Source organism: Variovorax stachyos, assembly GCF_051400855.1.
Lineage (GTDB): Bacteria > Pseudomonadota > Gammaproteobacteria > Burkholderiales > Burkholderiaceae_C > Variovorax.
In genome coordinates, this window is record NZ_JBLFFN010000022.1 from 65658 (window position 1) to 89486 (window position 23829).

The 23829-nt window shown below is 63.5% G+C and carries 21 protein-coding genes and 1 pseudogene; 14 read left to right on the forward strand and 8 right to left on the reverse strand.

The window, feature by feature from the left end; all coding sequences use genetic code 11:
- Positions 1 to 3: 3 nt before the first annotated feature.
- Positions 4 to 891 (reverse strand): LysR family transcriptional regulator, encoded by an 888-nt coding sequence (locus ACMGEZ_RS26300; RefSeq protein WP_436825221.1) that lies wholly within the window; start codon positions 889 to 891, stop codon positions 4 to 6.
- A gap of 104 nt (positions 892 to 995) precedes the next feature.
- Here ACMGEZ_RS26300 and ACMGEZ_RS26305 point away from each other — a divergent pair, with 104 nt between their 5' ends.
- Entirely contained in the window at positions 996 to 1745 is a 750-nt protein-coding gene (locus tag ACMGEZ_RS26305; protein ID WP_436825222.1) for an SDR family NAD(P)-dependent oxidoreductase, read from the forward strand.
- A 17-nt stretch (positions 1746 to 1762) separates the two neighbouring features.
- On the opposite strand, the gene ACMGEZ_RS26310 is transcribed toward ACMGEZ_RS26305, so the two are convergent.
- On the reverse strand, positions 1763 to 2191 hold the full coding sequence (locus ACMGEZ_RS26310) for a hypothetical protein (protein ID WP_436825223.1): 429 nt from the start codon (positions 2189 to 2191) through the stop codon (positions 1763 to 1765).
- A gap of 116 nt (positions 2192 to 2307) precedes the next feature.
- Positions 2308 to 2901 carry a hypothetical protein gene (locus ACMGEZ_RS26315; RefSeq protein ID WP_436825224.1) on the reverse strand — a complete coding sequence of 198 codons (594 nt, stop codon included), beginning with the start codon at positions 2899 to 2901 and terminating at the stop codon, positions 2308 to 2310.
- Between the two features lie 128 nt (positions 2902 to 3029).
- Between ACMGEZ_RS26315 and ACMGEZ_RS26320 the strand changes: the two genes are divergently transcribed.
- The 6 genes and pseudogenes from ACMGEZ_RS26320 (at position 3030) to ACMGEZ_RS26345 (ending at position 9302) form a co-directional block, all read left to right on the forward strand.
- Positions 3030 to 4073: an alpha/beta fold hydrolase gene (locus ACMGEZ_RS26320; protein ID WP_436825225.1), complete on the forward strand. Its 1044-nt coding sequence runs from the start codon at positions 3030 to 3032 to the stop codon at positions 4071 to 4073.
- A 129-nt stretch (positions 4074 to 4202) separates the two neighbouring features.
- Positions 4203 to 4385, forward strand: a pseudogene (locus ACMGEZ_RS26325) (glutathione S-transferase family protein); the annotation flags it as partial.
- 298 nt (positions 4386 to 4683) lie between these two features.
- Positions 4684 to 4893, forward strand: a complete 210-nt coding sequence (locus ACMGEZ_RS26330; RefSeq protein ID WP_436825226.1) for a glutathione S-transferase family protein — start codon at positions 4684 to 4686, stop codon at positions 4891 to 4893.
- Position 4894: 1 nt separating this feature from the next.
- Positions 4895 to 5242 (forward strand): ArsR/SmtB family transcription factor, encoded by a 348-nt coding sequence (locus tag ACMGEZ_RS26335; protein WP_436825227.1) that lies wholly within the window; start codon positions 4895 to 4897, stop codon positions 5240 to 5242.
- Positions 5239 to 5697 (forward strand): SRPBCC domain-containing protein, encoded by a 459-nt coding sequence (locus ACMGEZ_RS26340; RefSeq protein WP_436825228.1) that lies wholly within the window; start codon positions 5239 to 5241, stop codon positions 5695 to 5697. The genes ACMGEZ_RS26335 and ACMGEZ_RS26340 overlap by 4 nt, the downstream gene beginning before the upstream one ends.
- Positions 5698 to 6338: 641 nt before the next feature.
- Entirely contained in the window at positions 6339 to 9302 is a 2964-nt protein-coding gene (locus ACMGEZ_RS26345; RefSeq protein ID WP_436825229.1) for an ATP-binding protein, read from the forward strand.
- On the opposite strand, the gene ACMGEZ_RS26350 is transcribed toward ACMGEZ_RS26345, so the two are convergent.
- Complete coding sequence (locus ACMGEZ_RS26350; protein WP_436825230.1) at positions 9253 to 12147, reverse strand: ATP-binding protein; 2895 nt, start codon at positions 12145 to 12147, stop codon at positions 9253 to 9255. The two genes, ACMGEZ_RS26345 and ACMGEZ_RS26350, sit on opposite strands and share 50 nt — an antisense overlap.
- 100 nt (positions 12148 to 12247) lie before the next feature.
- The gene (locus ACMGEZ_RS26355) at positions 12248 to 12709 is read right to left on the reverse strand and encodes a nuclear transport factor 2 family protein (protein WP_436825231.1); all 462 of its coding nucleotides are present in this window, start codon (positions 12707 to 12709) and stop codon (positions 12248 to 12250) included.
- A gap of 186 nt (positions 12710 to 12895) precedes the next feature.
- On the opposite strand from ACMGEZ_RS26355, the gene ACMGEZ_RS26360 reads away from it, so the two are divergent.
- A complete protein-coding gene (locus tag ACMGEZ_RS26360) occupies positions 12896 to 13051 on the forward strand; it encodes a hypothetical protein (RefSeq protein WP_436825232.1) in 156 nt (51 codons plus the stop codon).
- A gap of 815 nt (positions 13052 to 13866) precedes the next feature.
- Here ACMGEZ_RS26360 and ACMGEZ_RS26365 read toward each other — a convergent pair.
- Positions 13867 to 14382, reverse strand: coding sequence for a cysteine hydrolase family protein (locus ACMGEZ_RS26365; protein ID WP_436825233.1), 516 nt, complete (start codon positions 14380 to 14382; stop codon positions 13867 to 13869).
- Positions 14383 to 14479: 97 nt separating this feature from the next.
- On the opposite strand from ACMGEZ_RS26365, the gene ACMGEZ_RS26370 reads away from it, so the two are divergent.
- A complete protein-coding gene (locus ACMGEZ_RS26370) occupies positions 14480 to 15478 on the forward strand; it encodes a helix-turn-helix domain-containing protein (RefSeq protein ID WP_436825234.1) in 999 nt (332 codons plus the stop codon).
- Between the two features lie 369 nt (positions 15479 to 15847).
- On the opposite strand, the gene ACMGEZ_RS26375 is transcribed toward ACMGEZ_RS26370, so the two are convergent.
- Entirely contained in the window at positions 15848 to 16429 is a 582-nt protein-coding gene (locus ACMGEZ_RS26375; RefSeq protein ID WP_436825235.1) for a TetR/AcrR family transcriptional regulator, read from the reverse strand.
- A 141-nt stretch (positions 16430 to 16570) separates the two neighbouring features.
- Between ACMGEZ_RS26375 and ACMGEZ_RS26380 the strand changes: the two genes are divergently transcribed.
- The 5 genes from ACMGEZ_RS26380 (at position 16571) to ACMGEZ_RS26400 (ending at position 22385) form a co-directional block, all read left to right on the forward strand.
- On the forward strand, positions 16571 to 17545 hold the full coding sequence (locus ACMGEZ_RS26380; RefSeq protein ID WP_436825236.1) for a tripartite tricarboxylate transporter substrate-binding protein: 975 nt from the start codon (positions 16571 to 16573) through the stop codon (positions 17543 to 17545).
- A 33-nt stretch (positions 17546 to 17578) separates the two neighbouring features.
- Positions 17579 to 19027 (forward strand): FAD/NAD(P)-binding protein, encoded by a 1449-nt coding sequence (locus tag ACMGEZ_RS26385; protein WP_436825244.1) that lies wholly within the window; start codon positions 17579 to 17581, stop codon positions 19025 to 19027.
- On the forward strand, positions 19005 to 20282 hold the full coding sequence (locus ACMGEZ_RS26390; RefSeq protein ID WP_436825237.1) for an alpha/beta fold hydrolase: 1278 nt from the start codon (positions 19005 to 19007) through the stop codon (positions 20280 to 20282). The genes ACMGEZ_RS26385 and ACMGEZ_RS26390 overlap by 23 nt, the downstream gene beginning before the upstream one ends.
- A 32-nt stretch (positions 20283 to 20314) precedes the next feature.
- The gene (locus ACMGEZ_RS26395; protein ID WP_436825238.1) at positions 20315 to 21343 is read left to right on the forward strand and encodes a YeiH family protein; all 1029 of its coding nucleotides are present in this window, start codon (positions 20315 to 20317) and stop codon (positions 21341 to 21343) included.
- Positions 21344 to 21674: 331 nt separating this feature from the next.
- Positions 21675 to 22385 carry an MFS transporter gene (locus ACMGEZ_RS26400; RefSeq protein ID WP_436825239.1) on the forward strand — a complete coding sequence of 237 codons (711 nt, stop codon included), beginning with the start codon at positions 21675 to 21677 and terminating at the stop codon, positions 22383 to 22385.
- 66 nt (positions 22386 to 22451) lie between these two features.
- Here ACMGEZ_RS26400 and ACMGEZ_RS26405 read toward each other — a convergent pair whose 3' ends face one another.
- Positions 22452 to 22991 carry a GrpB family protein gene (locus ACMGEZ_RS26405; RefSeq protein WP_436825240.1) on the reverse strand — a complete coding sequence of 180 codons (540 nt, stop codon included), beginning with the start codon at positions 22989 to 22991 and terminating at the stop codon, positions 22452 to 22454.
- Between the last annotated feature and the right edge of the window lie 838 nt (positions 22992 to 23829).

The window sequence follows — 23829 nt, forward strand, 5'->3', positions numbered from 1 at the left end:
GCCTCAGGACGGCCGTTCGAGCTCCGTCGCGAGGAACTCGATGAAGAGCCGCGCACGCGCCGGCGCTTGGCGCCCGAAAGCATGCAGGGCCGAGATGGTCACGAGCGGCAACGGCTGCGACGGCAGCACGGGCACCAGTCGGCCGGCATCGATGTCGTCCTGCACGAACAGGCGCATGATCTGCACGATGCCCAGATTGCCGAGCGCCGCGATGCGCAGCGCGACGCTGTTGTCCGTGTCGAACACGCCAGAGGGATTCAATACGGTGCCATCGGCAAAACGGATTGGAAACGCCTTGCCACCCAGCATGTAGCGCACGTGCGCGTGGCTGTGCAGGGCATCGATCGAATCGGGCGTGCCGCGGCGCGCCAGGTACCCGGGCGATGCCACCAGCACGAGCGGCATGTCGGCGAGGCGCCGCGCAGTGAGGTCGGAGTCGGCCACCTGCCCCGCGCGAATGGCGATGTCGTAGCCTTCGCGGATCAGGTCGACGTGGCGGTCGGCAAGGCTCATCTCCAGCTTCAGCTCAGGATGCCCGGGCAGGAACTTGCCGACCACCGGCTCCAGGAGGATGCGCCCGAGGTCCCCGGGCGCCGTGATGCGCAGCACGCCCTGCGCGATGCCGGCGGGCTGCATCGCGTCACTGGCCTCGTCGAGCGCGCGCAACAGAGGCGCGATCCGTTCGTAGTACGCGGCACCTTCCTGCGTGAGCGACAGCACCCGCGTCGAACGCTGGAACAGTCGCACGCCGAAGCGTTGCTCCAGTCGCGCCACACTTTTGGAAACCGCCGACGGCGACGTCCCCAGCGTCCGCGCGGCCGCACTGAACGAGCCGGCCTCCACGGCACTGGCAAAAGCCACCAATCCGGGCGCATGGTCGAGGACATTCATTGAAGACTCCGGGGCACAAGTGTTTTCATTTTTGCCCACTACCGAAGTGCCAGTGGACAACCTAGATTGAAGACTTCTCTCTTCGTTGAACAAGGAAAAGCACCATGCAGAAACTCTCCGGCAAAGTGGCCGTGATCACCGGCGGCAACAGCGGCATCGGCCTGGCCTGCGCCCAGTCTTTCGCGGCGGAAGGCGCTCGTGTCGTCATCGTGGGACGCCGCCAGGGCGCCGTGGATACGGCGTTGGCGAGCATCGGTCCGGACGCGATGGGCTTCGTTGGCGACGTGGCCGACCTGGCGATGCACGACCGCCTGCTCGCTGCGGTGAAAGCGCGGTTCGGCGCGATCGACATCTATGTGGCGAATGCGGGAACGGCCATTCTCGAGCCGTCCTCTGCCGTCACCGTGGACAACTACGACGCGCAGTTCGCCACCAACACGCGCGCTGTGTTCTTCGGCGTCACCAAGGCGCTGGCGTTCATGCGCGATGGCGGCTCGATCATCCTCACGAGTTCGATCGCCGGCGGCAAGGTGATGGACAACCACGCGGTCTACGCAGGCAGCAAGGCCGCCATCGAGGCCTTCGCGCGCAACTGGGCACTCGAACTCAAGGACCGCCGCATCCGGGTCAATGTGCTGAGCCCCGGACCGGTCGACACACCGATCCTGGCAAAGCTGGGCATCACGGAATCCGCACGGCCCGAGTTCGACAAGAGCATGGCGGCCGCGATCCCGCTCGGTCGCCTGGGCCGGCCGAATGAGCTGGCGCAAGCGGCGCTGTTCCTGGCGAGCGACGACAGCGTGTTCGTCACGGGCGTCAACCTGAAGGTCGACGGCGGCATGGCGCTGGCCTGAAAGGCGGCGCCTGGCCGTCAGGCCCAAGCCACCGTGCGCGGAGGGAGGAATCCCTTTGCGTTGGCCAGGTCGGGCCACGGCAGCACGGTTTCGCCGGCGACCAGCCACTTGCCGTCCGTTCGCCGAAGCCGCAGTTCATAGAGCGCCGGGTCGGCGTTCTGGCTCATGCGCCGAAAGAGAATGGCAGTCGCTTCATCGCCCTGCTCCTCGATGTGCAGGATGCGCTTTTCCGTCGACAGCGGCTTTTCGCCAGTGTCACGGCGGCTTCTGAATTCGGCCATCATTTCGGACTTCGAGAAGCGGGCAACCTCTCCTTGGGGCGTCAGTACCAGGAAGCCGAGGTCCTCGGTGTAGAGCGCCTCCATTTCGTCCATTCGATAGTGGCTTCCGGTTTCGGCGAGCAGGTCGATGAAGGCAATGATTTCCGGGTTGCGGGATGAAGGCATGAGAAGTTCCTTTGGCTGGGCTGCGACAAGAGCATCAGCGCAAGGGTCAGCCATTGGACGGAGGTGCAACAACTGCGTTCATTGCGCCGTTCCTTGCGATGGGAGCTCGATGGGGTTCATCGTAGGTTGGGCGCCAGCGCTTCGGTAGGTCCGCACAAGGACGCGCGCTGGTTCCGGTTCGGCATCAATGCCGCATGGCTCATGCAACGCTGCCAGCCTCCGGCGCTGCCTTCTGGCGCCATCTCTTGAGCGGTACGTCCACCAGATGCAGGCAGATCGCCGCCATCGCGAACGAGAAAACAAGGGTCGCGCTCAGCGTGATCCATAACCGATGCCTTCGGTAGGAGCACGCTGTAGCGCTGCCTGATTCCATCGGAGGTCGTGAAGCAACAGGTGAGGCGTTTTGCCCAGAACGGTGCGGCCGGTCCCTGCTCGGGAAAATCGAAAGGCTGCGACGCCGGCAGGCCCGTGTCGCGATCCAGCGAGGCATCCTGCTCATGTGCCGCGAGCGACGTGACGAACGCCGTTTGCGAGCGTGATGACCTGCGGTCGCGATCGTCGGCTTCGCGCGCATTCGAGACGATTGGTGCTCGCCGCGCAACATGATGCGGCCCTGCGTGTGGCTGGTGGATGGCAGTTGCCGAGCCTACGATCGACGCGGCTTTCAGGATCCCGGCACAAACACCCCGGATGTCGCGGATCCAGGCCATCTACTTCATGTACGACTCGACGACGGAAAGATTCAGATGACGGATTCGGAGACCCCAGTGACAGGCGCATGCCAGGAGATCGGACGCGCGCTCGCGTTTCGCCTCGACGGTGGCGAGGCGGAATCGGCATGAGCGATCGCATGGACATCCAGCGCCGCGGACTGCTGCGCGGCGTCGTGGCGGGCGCGGGCCTCGCCGGACTGAACCTGGCACTGGGCGGCATGGTGGCGTCCGCCAGGGGCGTCGAATCACCCGCCCTTGCACACGCGCACTTGAAGCGCGTGAATGCCGGCGTCTTGAACATCGCGTACTACGAAACAGGTCCGGCAGATGGCCCCGCGGTGGTGCTGTTGCACGGGTTCCCATATGACATCGAGGCGTACGCAGAAGTCGCCCCGATCCTGGCGTCCGCGAGTTGCCGGGTGATCATCCCCTATCTGCGCGGCTTCGGCCCCACGCGCTTTCTGAACGCAGGCACGCTGCGTTCGGGCGAATTTGCGGCGTTCTGCGCGGATCTGCTGGCGCTGCTCGACGCATTGGCATTGCCGCGGGCAGTGCTGGCGGGATATGACTGGGGCGGCAAGGCGGCCAGTGCGGTCGCCGCCCTCTGGCCCGAGCGCTGCGCGGGGTTGGTATCGGGCAACGGCTATGCGTTCTCCGATCCGTCCGCGGCGTTGGTTCCGGCGAAGCCCGAAAGCGAAATTCCGCTCTGGTGGCAGTTCTACTTCCAGACCGAGAGAGGACGGGCCGGCTACGGAAGGTACCGCCGCGAGTTCAACCAGCTTTTCTGGAAGCAATGGTCGCCGACCTGGCGCTTCGACGGCGCGACCTTTGCACGTACGGCCGCATCGTTCGACAACCCCGACCACGTCGATGTCTCGATACATTCGTTCCGCCATCGATTCGGAGCGGTCAAAGGAGACCCGGCCTATGCCGAGATCGATCGCAGGCTGGCGTCGCTGCCCGCGATACAGGTGCGGACGGTGACACTGGATGGCGCCGACGATGGTGCCCACGGACCTACCGACGGTTCGGCCCAGGCGGCGAAGTTCACAGGGCCACGCACACACCGCGTGATACCGGGGGCGGGACACAACCTGCCGCAAGAGGCGCCGAGTGCGTTTGCGGACGCGGTGCTCGAGCTGGTGCGCGCAGACCGTCGCGCAAGTTGAGCTTGCGAAACGCTGCGGGGGCACTCCCCGCCTTCCGCACGCGACTTCGCACGGCACGCCGAAAGCTGCACTTGATGCGGCAAGCCGTCGCATCTATACTTTCCAATATTGGAAAGTATTTATCGCCACATGAATGCCCTCACGCTGCACTACCACCCGCTCTCGTCCTACTGCCACAAGGTGCTGATCGCGATCGATGTGTTGGGCATCGAGGTGGAGAAGCGGCTGCTCGACCTGGGAGATCCCGAAGAGCGGGCGTCGCACCTCGCGCTGTGGCCCACGGGCAAGATGCCGCTGCTGGTGGACCGGCTCCGGTCCGTGCCCGAATCGAGCATCATCATCGAGTATCTCCAGCGACACTATGCACGCCCGGGCTGCGCGCTCATCCCGGAGGATCCGGACGCCGCGCTCGAAGTGCGCTTGTGGGACCGGCTTTTCGACCTGCACGTGATGACGCCGATGCAGGCGCTGACCGCCGACCTTCTGCGGCCGGAAGGTGAGCACGACGCACGCGGGACGGCCAAGGCGCGAGAAGGCTTGTCATCGGCCTACGCTTTCATCGATCGTCACCTCGAAGGGCGGACCTGGGGTTGCCGGCGGTGCGTTCAGCATGGCCGACTGCGCGGCGGCGCCAGCCTTGTTCTATGCCGTGACCTACGTGCCGCTGCCACCGCAGCACGATCACCTGGCCGCCTACTTCGAGCGGTTGATGGACCATCCCTCGGTGGCGGCCACCATTGACCAGGCGCGCCCCTGCTTCAAGTTCTATCCCGGGCGCGCCGGCCTGCCCCGGCGCTTCTTCGATCCGGCGAGCGCCTGAGATGCGAGCGATCGCCGATCCCGCCCGCCTCGACCGCATGTTCTTTGCGCTGGCCGACGCGTACCGCCGCGGCATGCTCGATCGCCTGAGCCGCGGACCGGCCTCGGTGTCCGAACTGGCCGAATCGCTTGGCATTGCGCTGCCTTCGGCCGTCAAGCACCTGGCCGTGCTGGTGGAAGGCGGGTTCGTTGCCTCCCGCAAGAGCGGCCGCGTGCGCACCTACACCGCCGAGCCCAAGGCGCTCGATGCCATGGAAGCATGGGTCGCGAAGCGCAAGACGCTGCTCAACGCGCAGTTCGACCAGCTCGGCGCCTACCTGGCCGAGCAGAAAGGCAAGACCACCTCATGAAGCACGTCCCCAGCACGCAAACCGACTTCGTCATCGAACGCGAGTTCGACGCCGCGCCCGAGGCGGTATTCCACGCCTGGTCCGACCCGCAGGCAAAACGCCGCTGGTCCGACTGCCACGCCGAGCACACCACTGAATATCGCCTGGACTACCGGCCGTTCGGGCAAGAAACGCATCGGGTCGCCTATCCCGACGGACGCATCCAGCAGATCGAGAAGGTGTTCTTCGACATCGAGCCTGCACGGCGCATCGTCTTCGCCTACGACATCCAGCTCGATGCACGCCGCCTGTCGGTTTCGCTCGTGACCGTCGAGTTCTTTGCCCACAAGCGCGGCACCCGCATGGTCTACAAGGAGCAGCTCACTTACCGGGAAGGCCATGAAGCTCGAGCCGAGCGCATCCGTGGAACGCAAGAAGGCCTGGACCGGCTCGGGCGGGAAATAGCGCGGCCCTAGACCTTGTGCGTGCTCGCATCCGGGGCGCTGCGCAGACAAAAAAAGGTCTGCTGCACCGCGGTATCGGAATTCCGCCACGAGCAACTCGCTGCGGACGGCTTGGTCCAAATGCGCACATGTTCGGAGGGATTCGCATCCCACCGACTGCGCGTTACCTCGTTTTCTACACGCAGCAGCTGGCCAGCCCCGCAGCCGTGGCCCAACTTCGGCCGGAGGGCAGCGTCGTGATGGCCGGCAAGACACCGATTCTTGTGTCTCCCTCGAGTGGCAAGAAAATAGAACTCGAGCACGCCCCGATCGGAGAGTTAGCGATCGCCCTGGTCCGTTAGTTGCTTGCCACCGCACAGGCCGGGGACAAACCGAACATCCTTTGCAGGGTAGCCCTCGGACCGCTTTGGGTTCCGAAGCGGCTGTACAGTTCATCCGAAAGCTGCCGCTCGTTTGCCTCCTGAGCGCCCCTTGGCGCTCCCCCTAAGCTGGATTCACTCGACCCGATCAGAATCGATCGGAAAAATTACGCTGGTCGAGCCTTCGATCATGAGAAGGCCCTGCCATCAAGAGGTACGTACGGGACGCAGTGTTGCGTTCCTGAATTCACGGAGATTGCCATCGTCACATCGCTTGCCAGCGCCGCCGGGAGAATGCCCGAACCGTTGTCTTCGAACGCTGCAGCATCGCGTGCCGCGATCGCCTCCTTCGGGCCATTCCGTCTCGATCCTGCCGCGCGTCGCATCGAGAAAAACGGTGCCCCGTTTTCGCTCAGCAGCCGTGCGCTTGACATCCTGATCGTGCTCGTCGAGCACGCCAGCGAGATCGTCGGCCACAGGGAGCTGATCGCGCGCGTGTGGCGCAACCTGGAGGTAGGCCCTGGCAGCCTGCGCACGCACATCGCCGGCCTGCGCAAGGCGCTGGAGGATGGCGAAGGCGGCGCCCGCTACATCGCGAATGTCGCAGGTCAAGGATATTGCTTCGTCGCGCCCGTCCTTCGCACACCCTCGCCCGTTCGCACCAGCGCCCGCGAGGGATCCGCCTTCAGGATGCGTGCGCTGCCGCCGCTGCTCACCCGCATGGTCGGGCGCGACGAGGCGATCCGCACCATCACGCACGACCTTTTTGCGCATCGATTCCTCACGATCGTCGGTCCCGGAGGGATGGGCAAGACCACTGTTGCCGTGGCTGCCGCGCACGCCATGCACGAATCGTTCGCCGGCGCGGTGTGCTTCGTGGACCTGGGCACCCTCTCGAATCCCGCGCATGTCGCCTCCACTGTTGCATCGACGCTCGGGCTCACGATCCAGGCCGAGAATGCACTGCCGCAACTGCGCGAATCGCTGCGACGTTCGCGAATGCTCCTGGTTCTCGACAACTGCGAGCACGTGATAGGCGCTGCGGCGGCGCTGTCCGAGGAAATCTTCCGCGAAGCGCCAGAGGTATACATCCTCGCGACCAGTCGCGAAGACCTGCGGGTCGGCGGCGAGTGCACCTATGTGCTGCCCCCGCTCGAATACCCGCCGCCTGACGTCCGCCTCGATGCCGTCGCGACCCAGGCCTTCCCGGCCGTCAAGCTCTTTACCGAAACCGTCGCGGCCACAGGTTCCCGATTCGAGCTGAGTGACGCGGACGCGCCGATTGTGGCCAGCATCTGCGGCCGGCTCGACGGCATCGCGCTCGCGATCGAATTCGCTGCGGGCCGTGTCGGGGCCTATGGCATCGACGGCATCGACGCCCTTCTGAACGGCCGCTTCGGCCTCGAATGGCCCGGAAGACGCACCGCGCCGCAGCGACACCAAACGCTGCACGCCACGCTCGACTGGAGCCACGATCTTCTTTCCGACAGTGAGCAAGCGGTGCTGCGGCGACTGTCCGTCTTTGTCGGCACCTTCACGCTTGAAGCCGCACAGGCGGTCGCGCGCGCAAGCACCATCGACAACGATCGGGTTGTCATCGATCTCGGGGAGCTCGTGGCGAAATCGGTGGTGTCGGCCGCAACGGGCGACGACCGCACCGTGCGCTATCGGCTGTTGGGGATCACCCGTGCCTACGCATTGAAGAAGCTCGACGAAAGCGGCGAACTGGACGCGACCTCCGAGCGCCATGCCACGTATTTCACCGGACTCTTCGAAGCCGCGTTCGGTGGCGGCATCGACCCTCACCGCGACGATCATGCCCTCGCCCTCGCCGAGCACCTGGGCAATGTGCGCGCGGCGCTCGACTGGTGTTTCGGCGAGCCGGCGAATGCGCCCCGCCATGCCGCACTGGGTGTCGACCTCGCGGCCGCGGCAGGGCCGGTCTTGATGCAGCTGCTTCTGTTCACCGAGGCCCACCGGTGGAGCACGACGGCCCTGTCGATGCTGGACGATGCGGACCGTTTGACCCGCAAGGAAATGGTCTTGCAAGAGACGCTCGCGATCGCGGCGATGTGGACGCTCGCCAATGGAAGCGAACTGGGCAGCGCCATCACCCGCGGCCTGGAGATCGCCAACCACCTGGGGTATGCCGCGCCCCGGTTGCGCTGGATGGTGGGCATGCACATCTATCTGCTGCGCATCGGGGATTTCTTTGGCGCCCGGGACGTGGCGGAAGCGCTCGATGCGATCGCCGGCACCTCGGACGACGCCTCGTACAAGGTCATGTCCGATTGGCTGCGTGGATCGTCGGCGCATTTCATCGGCGATCAACACGCGGCGCGTCAGTATTTCGAGGAAGGTTTCGGGCGCATCGGTCCACGCAACCTGCAGCTTTTCGGGCTCGACTACCGCGTGCGGGCCCTTGTGACCTTCTCGCGCGTGCTATGGCTCAGCGGACGTCCGGGTCGTGCGATGGAAGTCGCACGAGAGGCGATCAGCGAGGCAGAGGCCTTCGGCAGGCCGCTGGACGTGTGCTTTTCCCTGCTCTACCCCACGTCGGTGTTCCTCTGGTGCGGTGACTGGGCGTCGGCGCAGCGTTCGTTCGCACAACTTTCGCAGCACACCAACTGGCCTGCGTTGCCTTCGTTCCATTCGACCGGCCAGGCCCTCGAAGGCGAACTGCTGCTGAACATTGGAGAGACGGCGCGTGGCATAGCGATGTTGCGCGCCAGTTTGCAGAGCATGCGAGGTCAACGGCAGCTGCTCTTCTTCATGCGGGCCGCGAGTGCGCTCGCGGGTGGCCTCATCAAGCAGGGACAGCCAGCCGACGCTCTTTCCGTCGTCGACGGCGCCATCGCCGAGATCGAAGGCGGCGCCGAGGGAACGGAATTCGCGGAGTTGCTGCGATTGCGGGCCGAGGCCTTGATGCGCCTGCCCACCCACGATGCATCGCTCGTCGAAGAGGCACTGATGCGCTCTCTCGACTGCGCCCGCCGCCAACACGCCCTGAGCCTGGAATTGCGAACGGCCATGTCGCTCGCGCGCCATCTCGCGAGCCAAGGCCGCCGTGACGAGGCCCACAAGATCCTCTTCGCAGTTCATCGATTGTTCACCGACGGCTTTGAGACCCAGGATCTGCAGGCGGCCGGGCGCTTGCTCAAGGAACTGGCCCCCGCGACCCAAGTTCCTGCGCGCCGGGCTCGGCGCATCAGGAAGACGGAGGCGAGCCCAGCGCCACCAGAAGATCGCGCGCCGTGACAAGATCGATCGTGCCGTGACCTTCGGCAAAGCGGCCGTGGATGGGCGCGAGAACTCGTCTTGCAGACTCGACCTGACCTCGCCGAAGCAAAAGCTTCGCGAGACTGTTTGACGAGCGCAGCTCCCAGGACAAGGCACCTTGCTGGCGTGCGCAGTGAATCGCATCAAGAAAGCACTGCTCTGCCGATTGCAAGTCGGCGCCCGGGGTGTTCGTCAATATCTCGCCTTTCACGCGCAACGCCTCCGGCAGGTTCGAGTAGCCGCCATAACGCTCGATGAGCCCGAGCGCCTCTTGGATAGTTGCCAGGGCTTCGGCGTGCCTGCCCAGTTCGGTCAGGCCTTCGGCCAACGCACCCATGAACACGCCGGTGCGCATTTCATAGCGATCAATATGCACGACCCCCAGGCTCGCGGTCAGCAACTCGACGCCTGACTGGGGCCTCGCGCACCGGACCGCGACCTCGCCTCGCAGCCCCATGGCGACCGCCGCATAGGGCGACAGCGAGTGCTTCGTGGCGTGCGCATGCAGTTGCTCGATGACTCTTTCCTCGCGCGTCCAATCGCCCCGCCAGAGAAACACCGACCCGGCCCAGATCAGCGCGATGCACAGGGTCACGGGATGATCGAGCAACTCGGCCTCCTCGATCGCCTGTTGCGCCAGGACAGCCGCCTGGTCGCATTGGCCGCGAAGCCAGTGGCATCGCGCCTGGCCGCACAGCGCATGGACGCGGTGATCGAACCCCAGGCGCGCCATGCGGACGCGCTGCCCTTCGCTGGTGCCTTTCAAGACGGCTTCCCAGCGTGCCTCGGCGTCCGCAATCTGTCCGGTCAGATCCAGTGTCACGCCCAGCATCGAATCAACGGTTCCAGATGCCACGGGGTCGCGCATCGCGCTCGCGACCTCATCGGCGCTTCGCGCGGCCTCGAGCGCCCCCCTGAAATCGCCCATCCGAAGCAGGCACGTGCCGAGGCCCGCGAGCATCCTCAACTGGTAGGCGCAATCCGTGAGGTCCCTGGCAATCTCCAGGCCACGCGAGAACGCACGTCTTACCTCCTCGCCGTTGCCGCGGGTAAACATGAGCGCTTGCCCAAGCGAAGCCTGCAACTCCATCTCTCGACGCGCGCCTCGTGCGGCCTCGGGCAGCGAAGCAATGGCCTTCTCCATCCAGCCACGGCATTCGCTCAGCAGCGACATCTCGAGCAAGAGCGGAGCCGCCGCGGCTGCCAGTGCGGTGCCCAGTTCCATGTCGCCGCCATCGGAAAGGCTCCAATCCAGTGCGGCGCGCACGTTGCCGAGCAACTCGGCCGGTTGGAGAGGCGTCCGTTCTGCTTCGCTGGCGAAGATCGGCGATGCGCGGCGCTCCAGCGCCCAGCGGAACCAGGATGCATGCCGCGATGCCACCGCGGCCGACTCGCCGCTGCCGATCAGCCTTTGCAAGGCATAGACCCGTGTGCTGTCCAGCAGCCGATAGCACATGCCTTTGCCGCGCGCCTCATTGGTCAGCAACGACTTCGCCACCAGGTTCGCGACCGCCTCGACGACCTCCGCATCGTCCATGCCTGGCTCGCTGGCCACGAACTGCGCCGCTTCGAGCGAAAAGTTTCCGACGAAGGCCGAGAGCCTGCGCAGCACCGCGCGCTCGCTCTCCGTCAGCAGGTTGTAGCTCCACTCGAGAGTGGCACTCATCGTCTGGTGGCGCGGAACGGCCGTGCGGCGACCGTGCCACAGTACTGCAATGCTCTTGTTGAGCAAGGCAGCGATTCCGTCGACACCGTAAGCGCCCAGGCGCCCGGCCGCCAGTTCGATGGCGAGCGCGATTCCGTCGAGTTCTCGGCAGATCCTCGCCACAACGGGTGCGTCGGCATCGCCGAGGCTGAAACGCGCAGCGCTCACCCCCGCACGTTGCACGAAGAGTTGCACGGCCGGATAGGCCAGCGCTTCTTCCGCCCTGATCGAATCATCGGCTGGCGGGCACGCGAGCGGCTGTAGCAGGTGAACCTGCTCGCCCTCGACACGCAGGGATTCGCGGCTGGTCGCCAGGATGTGTACCCCGGGGGCTTCCTTGAAGATCCGGTCGGCCAGCGCCGCTACGGCACCGATCAGGTGTTCGCAGCTGTCCAGGACAAGCAGCATGTGCTTGTCGCGCATGAAGCTCACCAGGCCCGAGGGAGCCTCTCCAGGGTGACCATCGAGACCCAGCATGGCCGCGAGCGTCCCGGCGACCAGAGCAGCATCGTTCACCGCGCACAAGTCGACGAAGCACGCGCCGTCGTCGAAGGCCCCGGCCATCGCGTGCGCCACGGAGACGGCGACCGTCGTCTTGCCGATGCCTCCGGCACCGACCACGGTCACAAACCGCTTTTGCAGCAGTTCCGCCTCGATCGCGCGCAGGGTTTCATCGCGGCCCACCACACGTGCGGTCAATGCCGGCAGACCAGCGGCCGGGTTAGGTTGCGCAGGCGCTTGCACGGCCGATGCGCTCCGTGGAACGTAGGTGACCGGCGCAACAAAACAATAGCCCTGCCCAGCGACGTTCGCCACATACCTGCCGCCCTGTCTATCGTCATTCAAGGCCTTGCGGACAGCGACCATGTGGACTCGCAGGCTGCCCTCCTCGACCACGACGTCGGGCCAGGCCAGCCTCATGAGCTTTCGTTTGTCGATGACCTGCCCGGCCGCGGCCACAAGCGTGATGAGCAGACTGAGCGCGCGTCCTCCGAGACGGACCGGGACGCCATCTTTGTCGAGAAGTCGCTCGGCTGCGGACAAGCGAAAGGGACCGAACGCGGCAACCCAGTCTTCTTGATCGGCGCGGTCGGCTTGGTCCGTTTTCGGGTTCGTCATCGCGTCGGCTTCATCTGTGCAATCGAGCCACATTCTCGCTTCTCCCACGATCAGAAAGATGCGCTCAAGAGCGTCGAAAAGCCATCGCCGAGACCGGCGGTCACTTCTGCGGCGCAGCGTCCGGCGGCCCGCCGGCGGCGACCGCGCTTCGAAGCGTTCGGATCTCCGGCGGTGAATCGGGCGCCCGGTTGTTGAGGATGATCAGACGGACGATCCTGTCAGCGTACACCGAAAAATGGAAGGTCAAGGTCAGGACGCCTGGCAGCCCCGTCTTGTCAAATTCGCCGTCTACGTTGGCGGTGAGGATGACTTCGCCGAAGTGCTCGACAACTTTCACGACCTGCATGGCCATCTTGGTGCCAACGATTTCGCACTCGGCCCACGTCCGGATCGCATCCACTCCCCAGAAGTCGCGCAACTGGTCGTTGACCAACGCCCCGGGCGCAAAGCAGGCGACCAATGCGTCGGCATCGAAAGCGTTGGTGGCGGCAACGTAGGTTGCGACCGGCGGGGGTAAGAGGTTCTGCAGTGAATCCGGAATCTGCTCGCGCGAAAAGGTCATGAGATGGCTTGGTCCGATGCTTCTGACGCCATCATCGATGTGTGCGGCATGGGGTGCACGTCAGAAGGTGTCAATCGTTGTTAAGGCGCTCGACGGCCATGGACTTCACTCGAATCCCAGCTTGGTACGCTCGTTACAAATGTCGCTTGCCGACGCAAACTGGATGGGTGGAAGCAAAAGAGTAGCTTGGTCGCAACGACCGATCGCAGGAACAAGGTCTACGCCGAAGTCATGGGAGAGGCCCTGCCCGCACGCGCCGTGCTTCCGGTGCCGGCGCTGCATTGCGGCTATCTCATCGAGATCGATGCTGTCGCCGTGCGACGCAAGGGAGAAATCGCATGAGACAAGCGCGAATCTGGCGTTATACCCACCCCCTTATCGCCTCTCTCAGCCAATTCGGAGAAGTGCCCAACGACTTCGCCCATTCATCGAATTCTTGCGCGCGATGCGGCAAAGCCTCTCAAAATCGGCCGCGCTCCTTCACTCTCATTCGATGACCACGTAGAGCGGATCACTCTTCCCCAAAAGCGTGTCGTCGGCTTTGCGGATCAGGAAAGCCTCGACCATAGACCCCCAGCTCTGAGATCGAACTGCGACATCATGAAGCCGAGCTGCTCTTGCTCTTGCAAACCGCGAAGCTCGAAATCCTGGAGGAAGAGACCGGTGGTACAGGTTTTTTCCGGCCGCCCGACCTTCATTTTTGTGTTGAGCTCTGATTTTCTGCCGCGAGAAGTTGGCCTTCAGGTGTGAACGGGACAGTGCAAATGCATAGCCCGGACGGCGGCGCACGGTCGTCTGCTTCTAGCCGCAATGGGCCCATCAGCGACCTTCAACCCCGCGCCGTGAACGTCGGCTTTGCAGTTGCTAGCAGACATCGACCTTGAGATAGTCGAACTCGGTTCGCCGGCCCACGGCGTGGCGCCAATTGGCTCGCTTGGGAGCGACGGCTGAGAACGCAGCGGCGGAGGGCCTCCGCTGCACGGCGCTCATCGACGAGGCGTCTAGAAACTTCGACACCGCAATTTTTCACCGCCTCCGCCTAGGTGCCAGTCCACTCCGCATCTAAGAATCGCGAGCGTCCCATGAGCGTGAGGGGGGCAACAGCGCACGAGTGAGGTGCCGGGGAGCAGCGACGAGAGCTCCGCCGGCGGCAGTTGTCAGGCGAACGCCTGATCCACCGTCGCGAGGTTCACGCGCGGGGCGAGTCCAGCAAGGGCGATGAGGTGCAGCATCTCGGTGGTGGTGGTGCTTGCGTCGGTCAACACAGTCACCTTCTTGTATTCGTCGGCGCGACGGGAAATCGCCGTGTGCGTCACGCAGTTCTGCGTCATCATTCCGCAGACAACCAGCTCGTCGGTGCCCAGACCCTTCAGCGTTTCGTGCAGCGTGGTGCCTTCGAAGGCGTCGGCATGCTGCTTGGTGACCACCGGGGATCCGCCGACGGCGGCGCGCACACGCTCGTGGATCTTCACGCCTTCGGTATCCGAGTTGAAGAACGGCGATGGGCCGCTCGCCACGTGCTGGACGAAGACGATCGGCATGTCCTTCGCACGTGCCGCCTGGATGGCCTTCTCGGTGGCCGCGAGCGCCTGTTCGGCATTCCACAGGGGAAACGCCCCGCCTTCGAAGTAGTCGTTCTGCACGTCGATGACGACGAGTGCTGGCTTGCTCATGTTGCTCCTTTGCGAATCGATGAAGGAGATTGTTCCCGCCGGCCTTGCCCCTGACGATGGCCTGGAACTCCAAGATCGATAAGATCGGGCCAACTTCATGGTTTCAGACGGCGTGTCGACAAACTTATCGAAAACACTCGTTGCCATCGTCGCGTTCGATGGAATCAGTCCTTTCCACCTGTCCGTTCCTTGTATCGTGTTCGGAGACGCCTTGGGGGCGGATTCGCCTTTCGAGGTGCTGGTTTGCGCAGCGGAGCCCGCGCCGTTGATGACCACTGCGGGTTTCACGCTGTCCGACTTGGCGCCGTTGAGCGCATTGAAGAAGGCCGATGTCATCGTGGTGCCCAGTTGGAGAGACACAAACGAGCGGCCACCCGAGCGCCTGCTCAATGCGCTGCGCGATGCGCATGCCCGCGGAGTCCAGATCATCGGGCTGTGCTTCGGCGCCCATGTGCTCGCGGAAGCCGGGCTCCTCGACGGGCGCCGGGCCACCACACATTGGGAATACGCGAGCGCGATGGGCTCTCGCTTCCCCACGGTCGACATCGATCCTAACGTCCTGTACGTAGAGGACGGCAACGTGCTGACCTCCGCCGGCACGGCCGCTGGGATCGATGCTTGCTTGCACCTCGTTCGTCGTCGCCTGGGAGCGGAACTCGCGAATCGACTCGCCAGGCGCCTGGTGGTGCAGCCGCACCGTGAAGGGGGGCAGGCGCAGTTCATTGAGCAGCCACTACCGAGCACTGCGGGGGGAACCCGCCTGGCCCAGTTGATCGACTCCGTGCGCGCGCGGCTTGAACAGCCGCACAGCTTGGACAGCCTTGCGTCCGAGGCAAGCATGAGCCGCCGGAGCTTCACCCGCCACTTCAAGGCGCTCACAGGGACGACCGTCCAGTCGTGGCTGCTGATGGAGCGACTTGCTCTTTCGCAACGACTGCTGGAACAAACGGACCAGTCGGTGGAGCGGATCGCCGGGATCGCAGGCTTCGGCTCCGCCGTTTCATTGCGTCATCACTTCCGTCTGACGCTTGGAGTGAATCCAACCGCTTGGCGACGAAGCTTTAGCCCGCGCAGCGCGTGTAAAGCACTTGCATGAGAACCTCCTGGCAGTTCAGGGGCCCCGCAGGCAGTCCTCGTCATCGAAATCTAGTAAGGGTGCTTCGGGGCGTCTCCGCCCTCTGCCACATTCCGGGGTGCTCGCAGGACTGCGGGTCCAACTACTGAACGGGCTTGTCGCACCAAGGGGAAGTCGACCTCGTCAGCAGCGCCCAAATTCATCCTACAAACATGCGTTATCTGTCCATCTGTCGCCACCCACGTCGCCCGCTTCATGCCCCGGGGTCCGGCTCGGCAGATAGCGAACTACTGCCGAAGGCGTCCACACATGCGGGCCATGACCGAAGGCGTCCCGCTAAATGCGTACCGTCCGACGCGATCCAGCCGTCGCCGCCCTGCGAGTCGGCTCCTAGTTTGCGCCGGCGTCATTAGCCAGTAGAGAGTCGTTCAGCATCAGCATCACGCGTTGGAAGGGCGCGGGATCATTGATTGCGGTGGCCAAAACTAGCGCACCCTGGATCCGCAGAACGGCGTCTTCGGCGCGAACATCTGCGATGTCAGAAGGCACTCCGGCTTCGCGGATGACGTCCGCAAAACCGGTGACCCACTTTCTGAATACCCGCTGGATGCCCGCACCCAAGTCACCCTCGTTGGAGGTCAAGGCCAGTAACGCGAGAAAGCACGTCGTGCTCCCGCCGCTGTAGTGTGTCCAGAAGTGATCCAGCACGTTGCGAATGCGTTCCTCGGGGGAGAGTTCGGCACGCAATCTGCCGAGGATCTCCCGGTCGAAGGTCTCCTCCGTCTTCTCCAGCACGGCCTTGATCATCTCGTCCTTCCCGTTGGGAAAGTGGTGGTACAGGCTCGCCCGCCCCAAACCTGTTACATCGGAAATCCGGGACAGCGTCGCCCCTTCGTAGCCGAAGCGACGAAAGACGTCACGCAGTTGCAGCACGACGTCCTCGCGGCTTCGTCTTTCCCTTGCTTCTTTCATATCGATTTGCCTCCGGTCTATTACCCTCATTATGGCACCCGAACGTTCGGTACAAACCACTATATACCCGAACGTTCGGTACAGTAGACTTGCTGCAGCCCGCCGGTTCCCGGTCGGCAACCGCCTCTCACGGAGAACCGCATGATCACTCGCCGAACCCTGCTTGCCGGCGCGAGCGCAGGCATCACCTGCGTCGCGTTCGGATCGACCGTCAACGCCCAAGCGGCTCGGCCGCTTCGCATCGTCGTTGGTTTCCCGGCCGGCGTGCTGACAGACAACATTGCTCGGGCCCTTGGCGAGGAGCTCAGGCCCTCTTATCCGGCTGGCGTGATCGTGGAGAACAAGGTGGGCGCGGGCGGGCGGATTGCGGCGGAGTTCGTGAAGCGAGCCGACGATGGCAACACGATCCTGCTTACGCCTGGGTTCGTGATGAGCATCTATCCCCATGTTTACAGCAAGCCCGGCTATGACGCGCTGGCGGACTTCAAGCCGGTTTCGGCAGTGGCGTCGTTCGATTACGCACTCACGGTGGGACCTGCCGTGCCAGCAACGGTTCGAACACTCCCGGAGTACATCCAGTGGTGCCGCGAGGATGCATCGAGGGCAAAGTATGGCATCCCCGCCGCGGGTTCCACCGCTCACTTCATTGGCACCCTGCTCGCCAAAGCGACCGACGTGCCCTTCACCGTGGTTCCGTACAAGGGCGGGGCTCCGCTGATCCAGGACGTCCTGGGCGGACATATTCCGGCCATCATCGACCCGGTGTCGAACGCGCTGCCCTACCAGCAGTCCGGGAAGCTCAGGGTGCTGGCTATCACAGGCAGCAAGCGCTCGACGCTTCTCCCCGATGTGCCGACAGTGGTTGAGTACAAGATGGATAGCCTTGTCGCGAAGGAAGTCTACGGCGTCTTTGTGCCGTCGACGGTACCTGACGCGCGGGTGCAGAAACTGCACGAGGAGCTTGCCGGGGCGGTTGAGAAAGTTAAGGGCAGATTTGCTGCGCTGCTGGTGAGCCCGGAGAGAATGAATCCCACGGAGCTCCGCGCTTTCACGGGCACCGAGTACGACCGCTGGAAGACTGTCATCGCGGCCTCCGGCTTCAAGGCTGAGGAATAGGGGCTGAGCTTGTCAGCTCCCGCAAAAATTGTTGTGGTAGGCGGCGGTGTCAGTGCTGCGTCGTTCGCCGTTCAACTTGTCCGCTCCTCTCGGGAGCGGGTGGACATCACCATCATCGAGCCTCGAGAGCATGCGGGGCGGGGTCTCGCGTACTCGGCGACCGACCCCGATTACCGGCTTAATGCTCCGCTCGACATTCACTGGATTGACCCGCAGCGTCCGCTTGAGCTCAGGCAATGGTGCGAGGCGACAGGCGTCCTGCAACGCGACGGTGGCAGTCTGACCGCGAATGGGCAAGTGTTCCTGCGGCGATCGGACCTCGGCGAATATCTGAGCGCGCAAATTCAAGCTCATGCAAACAACGCCCGTACTGGCTCATCCATTCGCCACGTCCGTGATACCGCGAAGTCCGTGCAACGTATCGATGGACTCTACCGGGTCAGCACAAATACACATGGTGACATCGCTGGCGAGATGCTGGTGATTGCCACAGGCAATCCGGTCCCTTCGCTGCGGCCGCCTTTCCGGCCGGAACACCGATCGGATGCGCGGATTATTGCGAATCCATTGGAGCCGAATTGCCTCGACCGCATCCCGCCGGCATCGCGCGTGCTGGTAGTGGGCAGCGGCTTGACGGCACTCGACATCATCTCGACACTGGTTCGGCGCGATCATGGCGGCGGCATCCTCGTGGTTTCGCGACGCGGCTTGAGGCCGCGACCCCAGTCGCCTGAGACGCTGCACACAACGCCAAAGCCGCCGGAGTTGTCGAGCGAAGTTCCCGGGTTCATCTCGGCTGCACCCGCCCGAGTTTCCGCGTGGAGTGCGGCTTTGCGAGAGGAGATCGCTCGAAAGGCATCTCAGGGACAGAACTGGTACCAGGTGTTCGATCCTGTACGCGACGTGGTCTGGAAGCTGTGGCCAAAGCTCCCCACGCGAGAAAAGGAGCGCTTCCTCCGGCGTCTTCGCGTGTTCTACGACGTTCATCGCTTCCGCACGCCACCGATGAACGAAGCTTTGGTTGCAGACGCCGAACGCAAAGGCAGGGTCCGCTACAGCACGGCAACACTACGGACCGTGGAAAGCGGCGCTGACGCTGTAAGGGTAGAACTCTCCAACGGAGCCGCTCCTGTGGCAGGGTGGCACGACTTCGATTTCGTCGTCAACTGCACCGGCCTGGATTCCGGGTCCGCATGGAGGTCCAATCCGCTGTTGCACAACCTCTTAGAAAGCGGTCTGCTGCGACTGCACCCTACGGGGATCGGGTTTGACGTGAGTGAGCAATGCGAGGCTCTCGACGCCACCGGCGCAGCGAGTCCCACGCTGCGCGTCATCGGGCCCCCAACCGCCGGCGCATTCGGCGACCCGGTCGCAATTCCTTTCATCGCCAATCAGGTGCGGCGCATGCTGCCGCACTTGCTGGGCACCCTCCAGTCCATTTCACTACGAGACCAAACCCATGAGCAATACTCAACTGATTGAGAAGTACATTGTTGCCGGCGGCTTCAAGACCCGGTACCTCGAAGCAGGCACAGCCGATGGCGTGCCCGTCGTGCTTCTTCACGATGGCGGCTTCGGCGCATGTGCCGAGACTTCCTGGGGCGGCGTCGCCCCGCTGCTGGTGCAAGCTGGCTACCGCGTGCTGATTCCGGACTTGCTTGGTTTCGGAGGAACCGACAAGGCCTACTTCTTTGACCGTTCTCCGGTAGCGTTCCGTATGAAGCACGTGAGTGACTTCTGCGCAGCGATTTCCCTGCATCGGGCTCACTTCGTCGGTACGTCCTTTGGCGGCACCCTGCTGATGCGCGCGCTGGCCATGAGGCCTTACCAGTGGCCTATGGCAAGCGCCTGCAGTATCGCGGGCACTGGTGGACCCTGGAGAGTTCCCGAAGCCATGGCCAAGCTCGCCGAGTTCGACGGCTCCGTGGAAGCCATAACCCGGCTCGTTGCGATGATCGCCGATCCCGCTCATGAAGGTTTCGACCACGAAGCCTACGTGAAGGAAAGACACGCGAGGTCGCTGGTACCGGGACACTACGCAGCACTGTCCGCTGCGCGGTTGCAGGCTTCGTGGGAGCAAAGCGGACCCTCGGCTCAGGCCGATGCTTATCCAAACTCGCTCGCGGGTTGCACCGTGCCGCTGCTGGTCGTCGAACCCGCCGACGACCCAAGCTGCCAGCCGGGCTGGCCATCGCACATCCAGAAGGTCCTTCCCGACGCCAAGGTGGAGAAGATCTCTGGGCGGCATTCACCAAATATCGATCGACCGCAACTCGTAGCGGACCTGCTGCTGCGGTGGTTCGAGCAAGTACGCGAGAGCCAACCGCAGGGCTCGGCAAAGCGCTTGCAGGGACAAGGCAAGGCATTGACTGAGACGATCATCTCGCGCCTGAAGGAGGCTAAGTTCGAATCGCAGGGACTCCGGACCTATTTCGAGTACAGGGACCTCGGGGTAACGGAAGCAACCGACGGGAGATTTGTCGCGAGGGTGATTCGACCTCGCGACGGCTTGCCGATATCTGCCGGGTGGCACGTGCACTATGCGGATTTCCGCTTGCTCTACGTCCTGAAGGGATGGCTCAAGTTCCACTACAAGGAGCAGGGCACCTTCGAGTTGCAGGCGGGAGACGTCATTTTTCAGGCGCCGGATCCACATGCTGAACTGGAGCACTCTGAAGACCTTGAGGTGCTGGAAGTTGCGTCGCCGGCGGACTTCGACACCGCAGACTGCACCTAACTTTCTGATTGGTGATGTAGGGCGACCAGCCCATGAGACCCTTACTGGCGGTTTACACAGAGCGGGCCTTCCTCCTTGCGCCGGGCGCTGCTTTGGCGACGGTAATAGCTCTCGCTGCCACGTTCGTATCCTCAGTACACGGTGGGCCTCAGTTTCTGTACGCCCTCTTCATGGGCGTGGCGTTTCACTACCTGAGCCAGGAGCCGAGAACTCGGCCAGGGATCGAGTTCTGCGCACGCTCTGTCTTGCGACTTGGCGTTGCGCTGCTCGGCGCCCGCATCACCGTCGACCAAATCCAGGCTCTTGGCTGGAGTGTTGTATTGAGCGTAGTGACCGCCGTGGTCACCACTTTGCTGTTCGGCTTGCTCACATGCCGCTTCTTCGGGCTTACCCGGACGCAGGGTATTCTGTCCGGGGGGGCTGTGGGAATCTGCGGAGCTTCTGCGGCACTCGCCATTTCGGCGGTGTTACCTCGCGACAAGATCAGTGAGCGATTCACCCTGATGGTGGTCGTGAGCGTGACACTGCTCTCGACCGTGGCGATGGTTCTGTATCCGCTGATTGCGAAATGGCTCGAACTGTCGCCGCGGCTTGCGGGACTCTTTCTTGGTGCAACGATTCACGACGTCGCACAAGTCGTAGGAGCTGGGTATACGCTCGGACAGCCCACAGGCGATGTCGCTACCGTGGTGAAGCTCTTTCGTGTCGCGATGCTCACCGTCGTGGTGATCGCAATATCGGCGGCCTTCAGGCGACCCCGAAGCGACGGAACTGCCCGACGCGAACGCTCCTTCCCTCGTCAGTCGCTCGTCCCCTGGTTTCTTTGGGTGTTCATGGGCATGGTGCTGGCCAACTCCGTTGGACTGTTCACTCCCGGAGTTCGAAGTGGGCTTGACAGCGCATCACGCGGCTGCCTCGTCGTCGCGATCGCTGCACTCGGCGTGAAGACGTCGTTCCAGCAGCTCGCGCGGGCGGGTTGGGGCACCATGGCGTTGATCCTTGCGGAAACATTGTGGCTGGCGATTTTGATGCTGTGCGTCGTGTTGATGCTGAAACTCTAGTAGGCGAGCCAAGTGCGGCGGCAGCCCTATCGCGTCTCCATTCACCGTTGGTTTCCAGCCCACCGTTCGGGACGGCTGAAGCGTGGCCCCAAGATTCGTTTCGCCGCGGAAATGGCCAAAGGCGAAGCCCGGTGAGGCCGCCTCACGACTGCCGGCGGCCAAGGATCTGCGGGTGCAGAAGCCGACACTCGCTCGGCCCGCGCGCATGCAAGCGGCGCCGGGCAAGCCCAAAATGATCTTCCTTGACATTGACGGCATGGGGAGGTTGAAGATTGACCCAACGAGATCAATCGGAGTTCACATGTCTTCAGCGCTCATTTGGCCCCAGCCCATGAACAGCAAGGGTCTGGCCCTTCCCTTGCTCGTCCTCGCGGCGGCCCAGTTGATGTTCGTGCTGGATGACACGATCGCGAATATCGCGCTGCCGAGCATCCAGCGGGAGTTCGGCGTTTCGTCCCCCATGCTGCCGTGGATCATCAACGCCTACGTGCTCGTGTTCGGCGGCCTGCTCCTTTTCGGAGGTCGGGTGGGCGACCTCTTCGGCAAGCGCGGCGTGCTGCGCATCGGCCTTGTCGTGTTCACCCTCGCTTCGCTCGGCGGAGGAATGGGCATCAACGTTGAGATGCTGGTTGCTTCACGCGCCCTGCAGGGCCTGGGCGCGGCGCTGGCTGCGCCGAACGCGTTGGCTTTGATCACGACCACGTTTCCTGTGGGCAAAGCTCGCAACACCGCCATGGCGGTCACGGCGCGGCAGCAGCCTGCCCTTCACGCTTGCGGGCGTGCCGCTGGCGAAGAACGTGGCGGTGCTCGAAGCGGGCGTGGAGACGCACCTGCGGCCGAACCTGACGCTGGGAGCGTCCTATTCAGGCCAGTTCGGCGACGGGTTGAAGGACCATGGGTTCAAGGTCAACCTGAACTGGACGTTCTGATCGAACACCGGGCTCTGCAGCCCGATGTACGGAGACTTGAACATCCCGGTGGTCTGTACGAAGGGCAGCTCTGGAACGCGGCGTACAGGCGGTATGGCCCGAAAGGGACGTAGGCCTGTCCCGAAAGCAGACGCTCAAGCGGGCATGTCTCCAGTGAGCCTTTCAGGTCGAAGAAGACTTCAAGCAAAGTAGCGCAGTGCCCGTGCTTCCGTCCGTTTGATCCAGGCATCCTTGCAATCGCCATATGCATGCGAATTGGCAGGATGCTGCTTCTGGCAATGGGCCTTTTCCCGATCGTACTCAGCCGCAATGGCAGGATGCTCCCGCAGGTAGTCGCGGAAGGCGAGATGCCTCGTGATTTCCGCAGAGCCTGTCTCGTAGCAGTGAAGCTGGACGCTCCGGCGGCCGGTGATCGGATCGGTCTTGGTGCAATATCGCCGACCCGGCAGGCCGAGCGCGCCCCACCACTCGTACCCGATCGCTTCGAGTTCGTCTTGGAGTTGATCCAATACAGCCAGACTCTCGACCTCAGGCATCAGATCAAGGATCGGCTTGGCCCGAATGCCCGCGATAGCTGTCGATCCGATATGGTGAACAGCACGCAGGCAAGAGCCTGCGGCAGTCTCCAAGGCCGTGATCTCGGTGGCAGCCAAATCCTTCCATCGAGGATCGTGAGGAAGCAGTTCAACAATGAAGGGTTGGGGTACAGAGCACTTCATACAGGGTTTGAGATGTTGCCAGCGTAGACTGCCCAAGGCCTTCGCACATTGAAAAATCGGCTACAGGGGCTGCAGCCGCCGAGAGTGTGCGTCAGAAGCCTTCGCTCAAACTGAGAAGGTATATACGGGCGCGCCACCTTCCAAAGTTCGCCGCCCATCGGGTGCGCTCTCTGCGACGATGCGCCCCCAGAATCTGTCTGCCGCAATGTTGTGCAGAAAACTCCTCACCTTCCCCTCAGCGGGTTTGGCGCCGCCCTCGGCCGATCCCACGTTACGCTGGCGGGCCAAGGCGCCCCGAGGGGCGCGCGAGATCGGCGGCCAGGCGGCGCTGCGGTCGCCGGCCGCCGCCTCCCGGCATGGGCCGGGAGTTCCAACTAAGCTGCAAAAAATTCCAAGTGTCGATCGGCGCCCATGATGGTTCCGCCGACCATTTGCGCATCAAGGTGTTAGGCGCCGGTTCCGCACGCTACCTTGAACCCGCTGTTCACCACACTTTGGAATTCGGGCGGGTTTCTCACCATAGATTGAATTTTCGGGTTGCCAGGCCGCACGACCTGGTCGCAGGTTGACTGGCACTGCGACGACCGCTTTCCGGCAATCATGATGTCCGCTGGCCGGCTGGAATGGGCCCGGTACGGTCCTTCAGCATGAAGAGAAGCTGACCTTCGTCAAAGTTGCTGAACGGCCGAGGCCGTGTGAAAACTGGTTGAATAGGTGAAGGTGCTCGCCTAGATTGTGGCAACGCTACTGAAGGGCAGCCACATGAAGCGATTCATCGAAGGCGAGGACCGTCAGCAGGTCACTCTGCTGCCGGAGTGCCTTGACGACTACATAGGCG

Coding starts and splice junctions, on each gene's coding strand:
- ACMGEZ_RS26310 (WP_436825223.1), bottom strand. CDS start 2,191: ATGCCTTCATCCCGCAACCCGGAAATCATTGCCTTCATCGACCTGCTC.
- ACMGEZ_RS26350 (WP_436825230.1), bottom strand. CDS start 12,147: ATGACGAACCCGAAAACGGACCAAGCCGACCGCGCCGATCAAGAAGAC.
- ACMGEZ_RS26405 (WP_436825240.1), bottom strand. CDS start 22,991: ATGAAGTGCTCTGTACCCCAACCCTTCATTGTTGAACTGCTTCCTCAC.
- ACMGEZ_RS26345 (WP_436825229.1), top strand. CDS start 6,339: ATGCCCGAACCGTTGTCTTCGAACGCTGCAGCATCGCGTGCCGCGATC.
- ACMGEZ_RS26305 (WP_436825222.1), top strand. CDS start 996: ATGCAGAAACTCTCCGGCAAAGTGGCCGTGATCACCGGCGGCAACAGC.
- ACMGEZ_RS26335 (WP_436825227.1), top strand. CDS start 4,895: ATGCGAGCGATCGCCGATCCCGCCCGCCTCGACCGCATGTTCTTTGCG.
- ACMGEZ_RS26395 (WP_436825238.1), top strand. CDS start 20,315: ATGAGACCCTTACTGGCGGTTTACACAGAGCGGGCCTTCCTCCTTGCG.
- ACMGEZ_RS26300 (WP_436825221.1), bottom strand. CDS start 891: ATGAATGTCCTCGACCATGCGCCCGGATTGGTGGCTTTTGCCAGTGCC.
- ACMGEZ_RS26355 (WP_436825231.1), bottom strand. CDS start 12,709: ATGACCTTTTCGCGCGAGCAGATTCCGGATTCACTGCAGAACCTCTTA.
- ACMGEZ_RS26375 (WP_436825235.1), bottom strand. CDS start 16,429: ATGAAAGAAGCAAGGGAAAGACGAAGCCGCGAGGACGTCGTGCTGCAA.
- ACMGEZ_RS26320 (WP_436825225.1), top strand. CDS start 3,030: ATGAGCGATCGCATGGACATCCAGCGCCGCGGACTGCTGCGCGGCGTC.
- ACMGEZ_RS26390 (WP_436825237.1), top strand. CDS start 19,005: ATGAGCAATACTCAACTGATTGAGAAGTACATTGTTGCCGGCGGCTTC.
- ACMGEZ_RS26370 (WP_436825234.1), top strand. CDS start 14,480: ATGGTTTCAGACGGCGTGTCGACAAACTTATCGAAAACACTCGTTGCC.
- ACMGEZ_RS26330 (WP_436825226.1), top strand. CDS start 4,684: ATGGCCGACTGCGCGGCGGCGCCAGCCTTGTTCTATGCCGTGACCTAC.
- ACMGEZ_RS26365 (WP_436825233.1), bottom strand. CDS start 14,382: ATGAGCAAGCCAGCACTCGTCGTCATCGACGTGCAGAACGACTACTTC.
- ACMGEZ_RS26380 (WP_436825236.1), top strand. CDS start 16,571: ATGATCACTCGCCGAACCCTGCTTGCCGGCGCGAGCGCAGGCATCACC.
- ACMGEZ_RS26340 (WP_436825228.1), top strand. CDS start 5,239: ATGAAGCACGTCCCCAGCACGCAAACCGACTTCGTCATCGAACGCGAG.
- ACMGEZ_RS26315 (WP_436825224.1), bottom strand. CDS start 2,901: ATGGCCTGGATCCGCGACATCCGGGGTGTTTGTGCCGGGATCCTGAAA.
- ACMGEZ_RS26400 (WP_436825239.1), top strand. CDS start 21,675: ATGAACAGCAAGGGTCTGGCCCTTCCCTTGCTCGTCCTCGCGGCGGCC.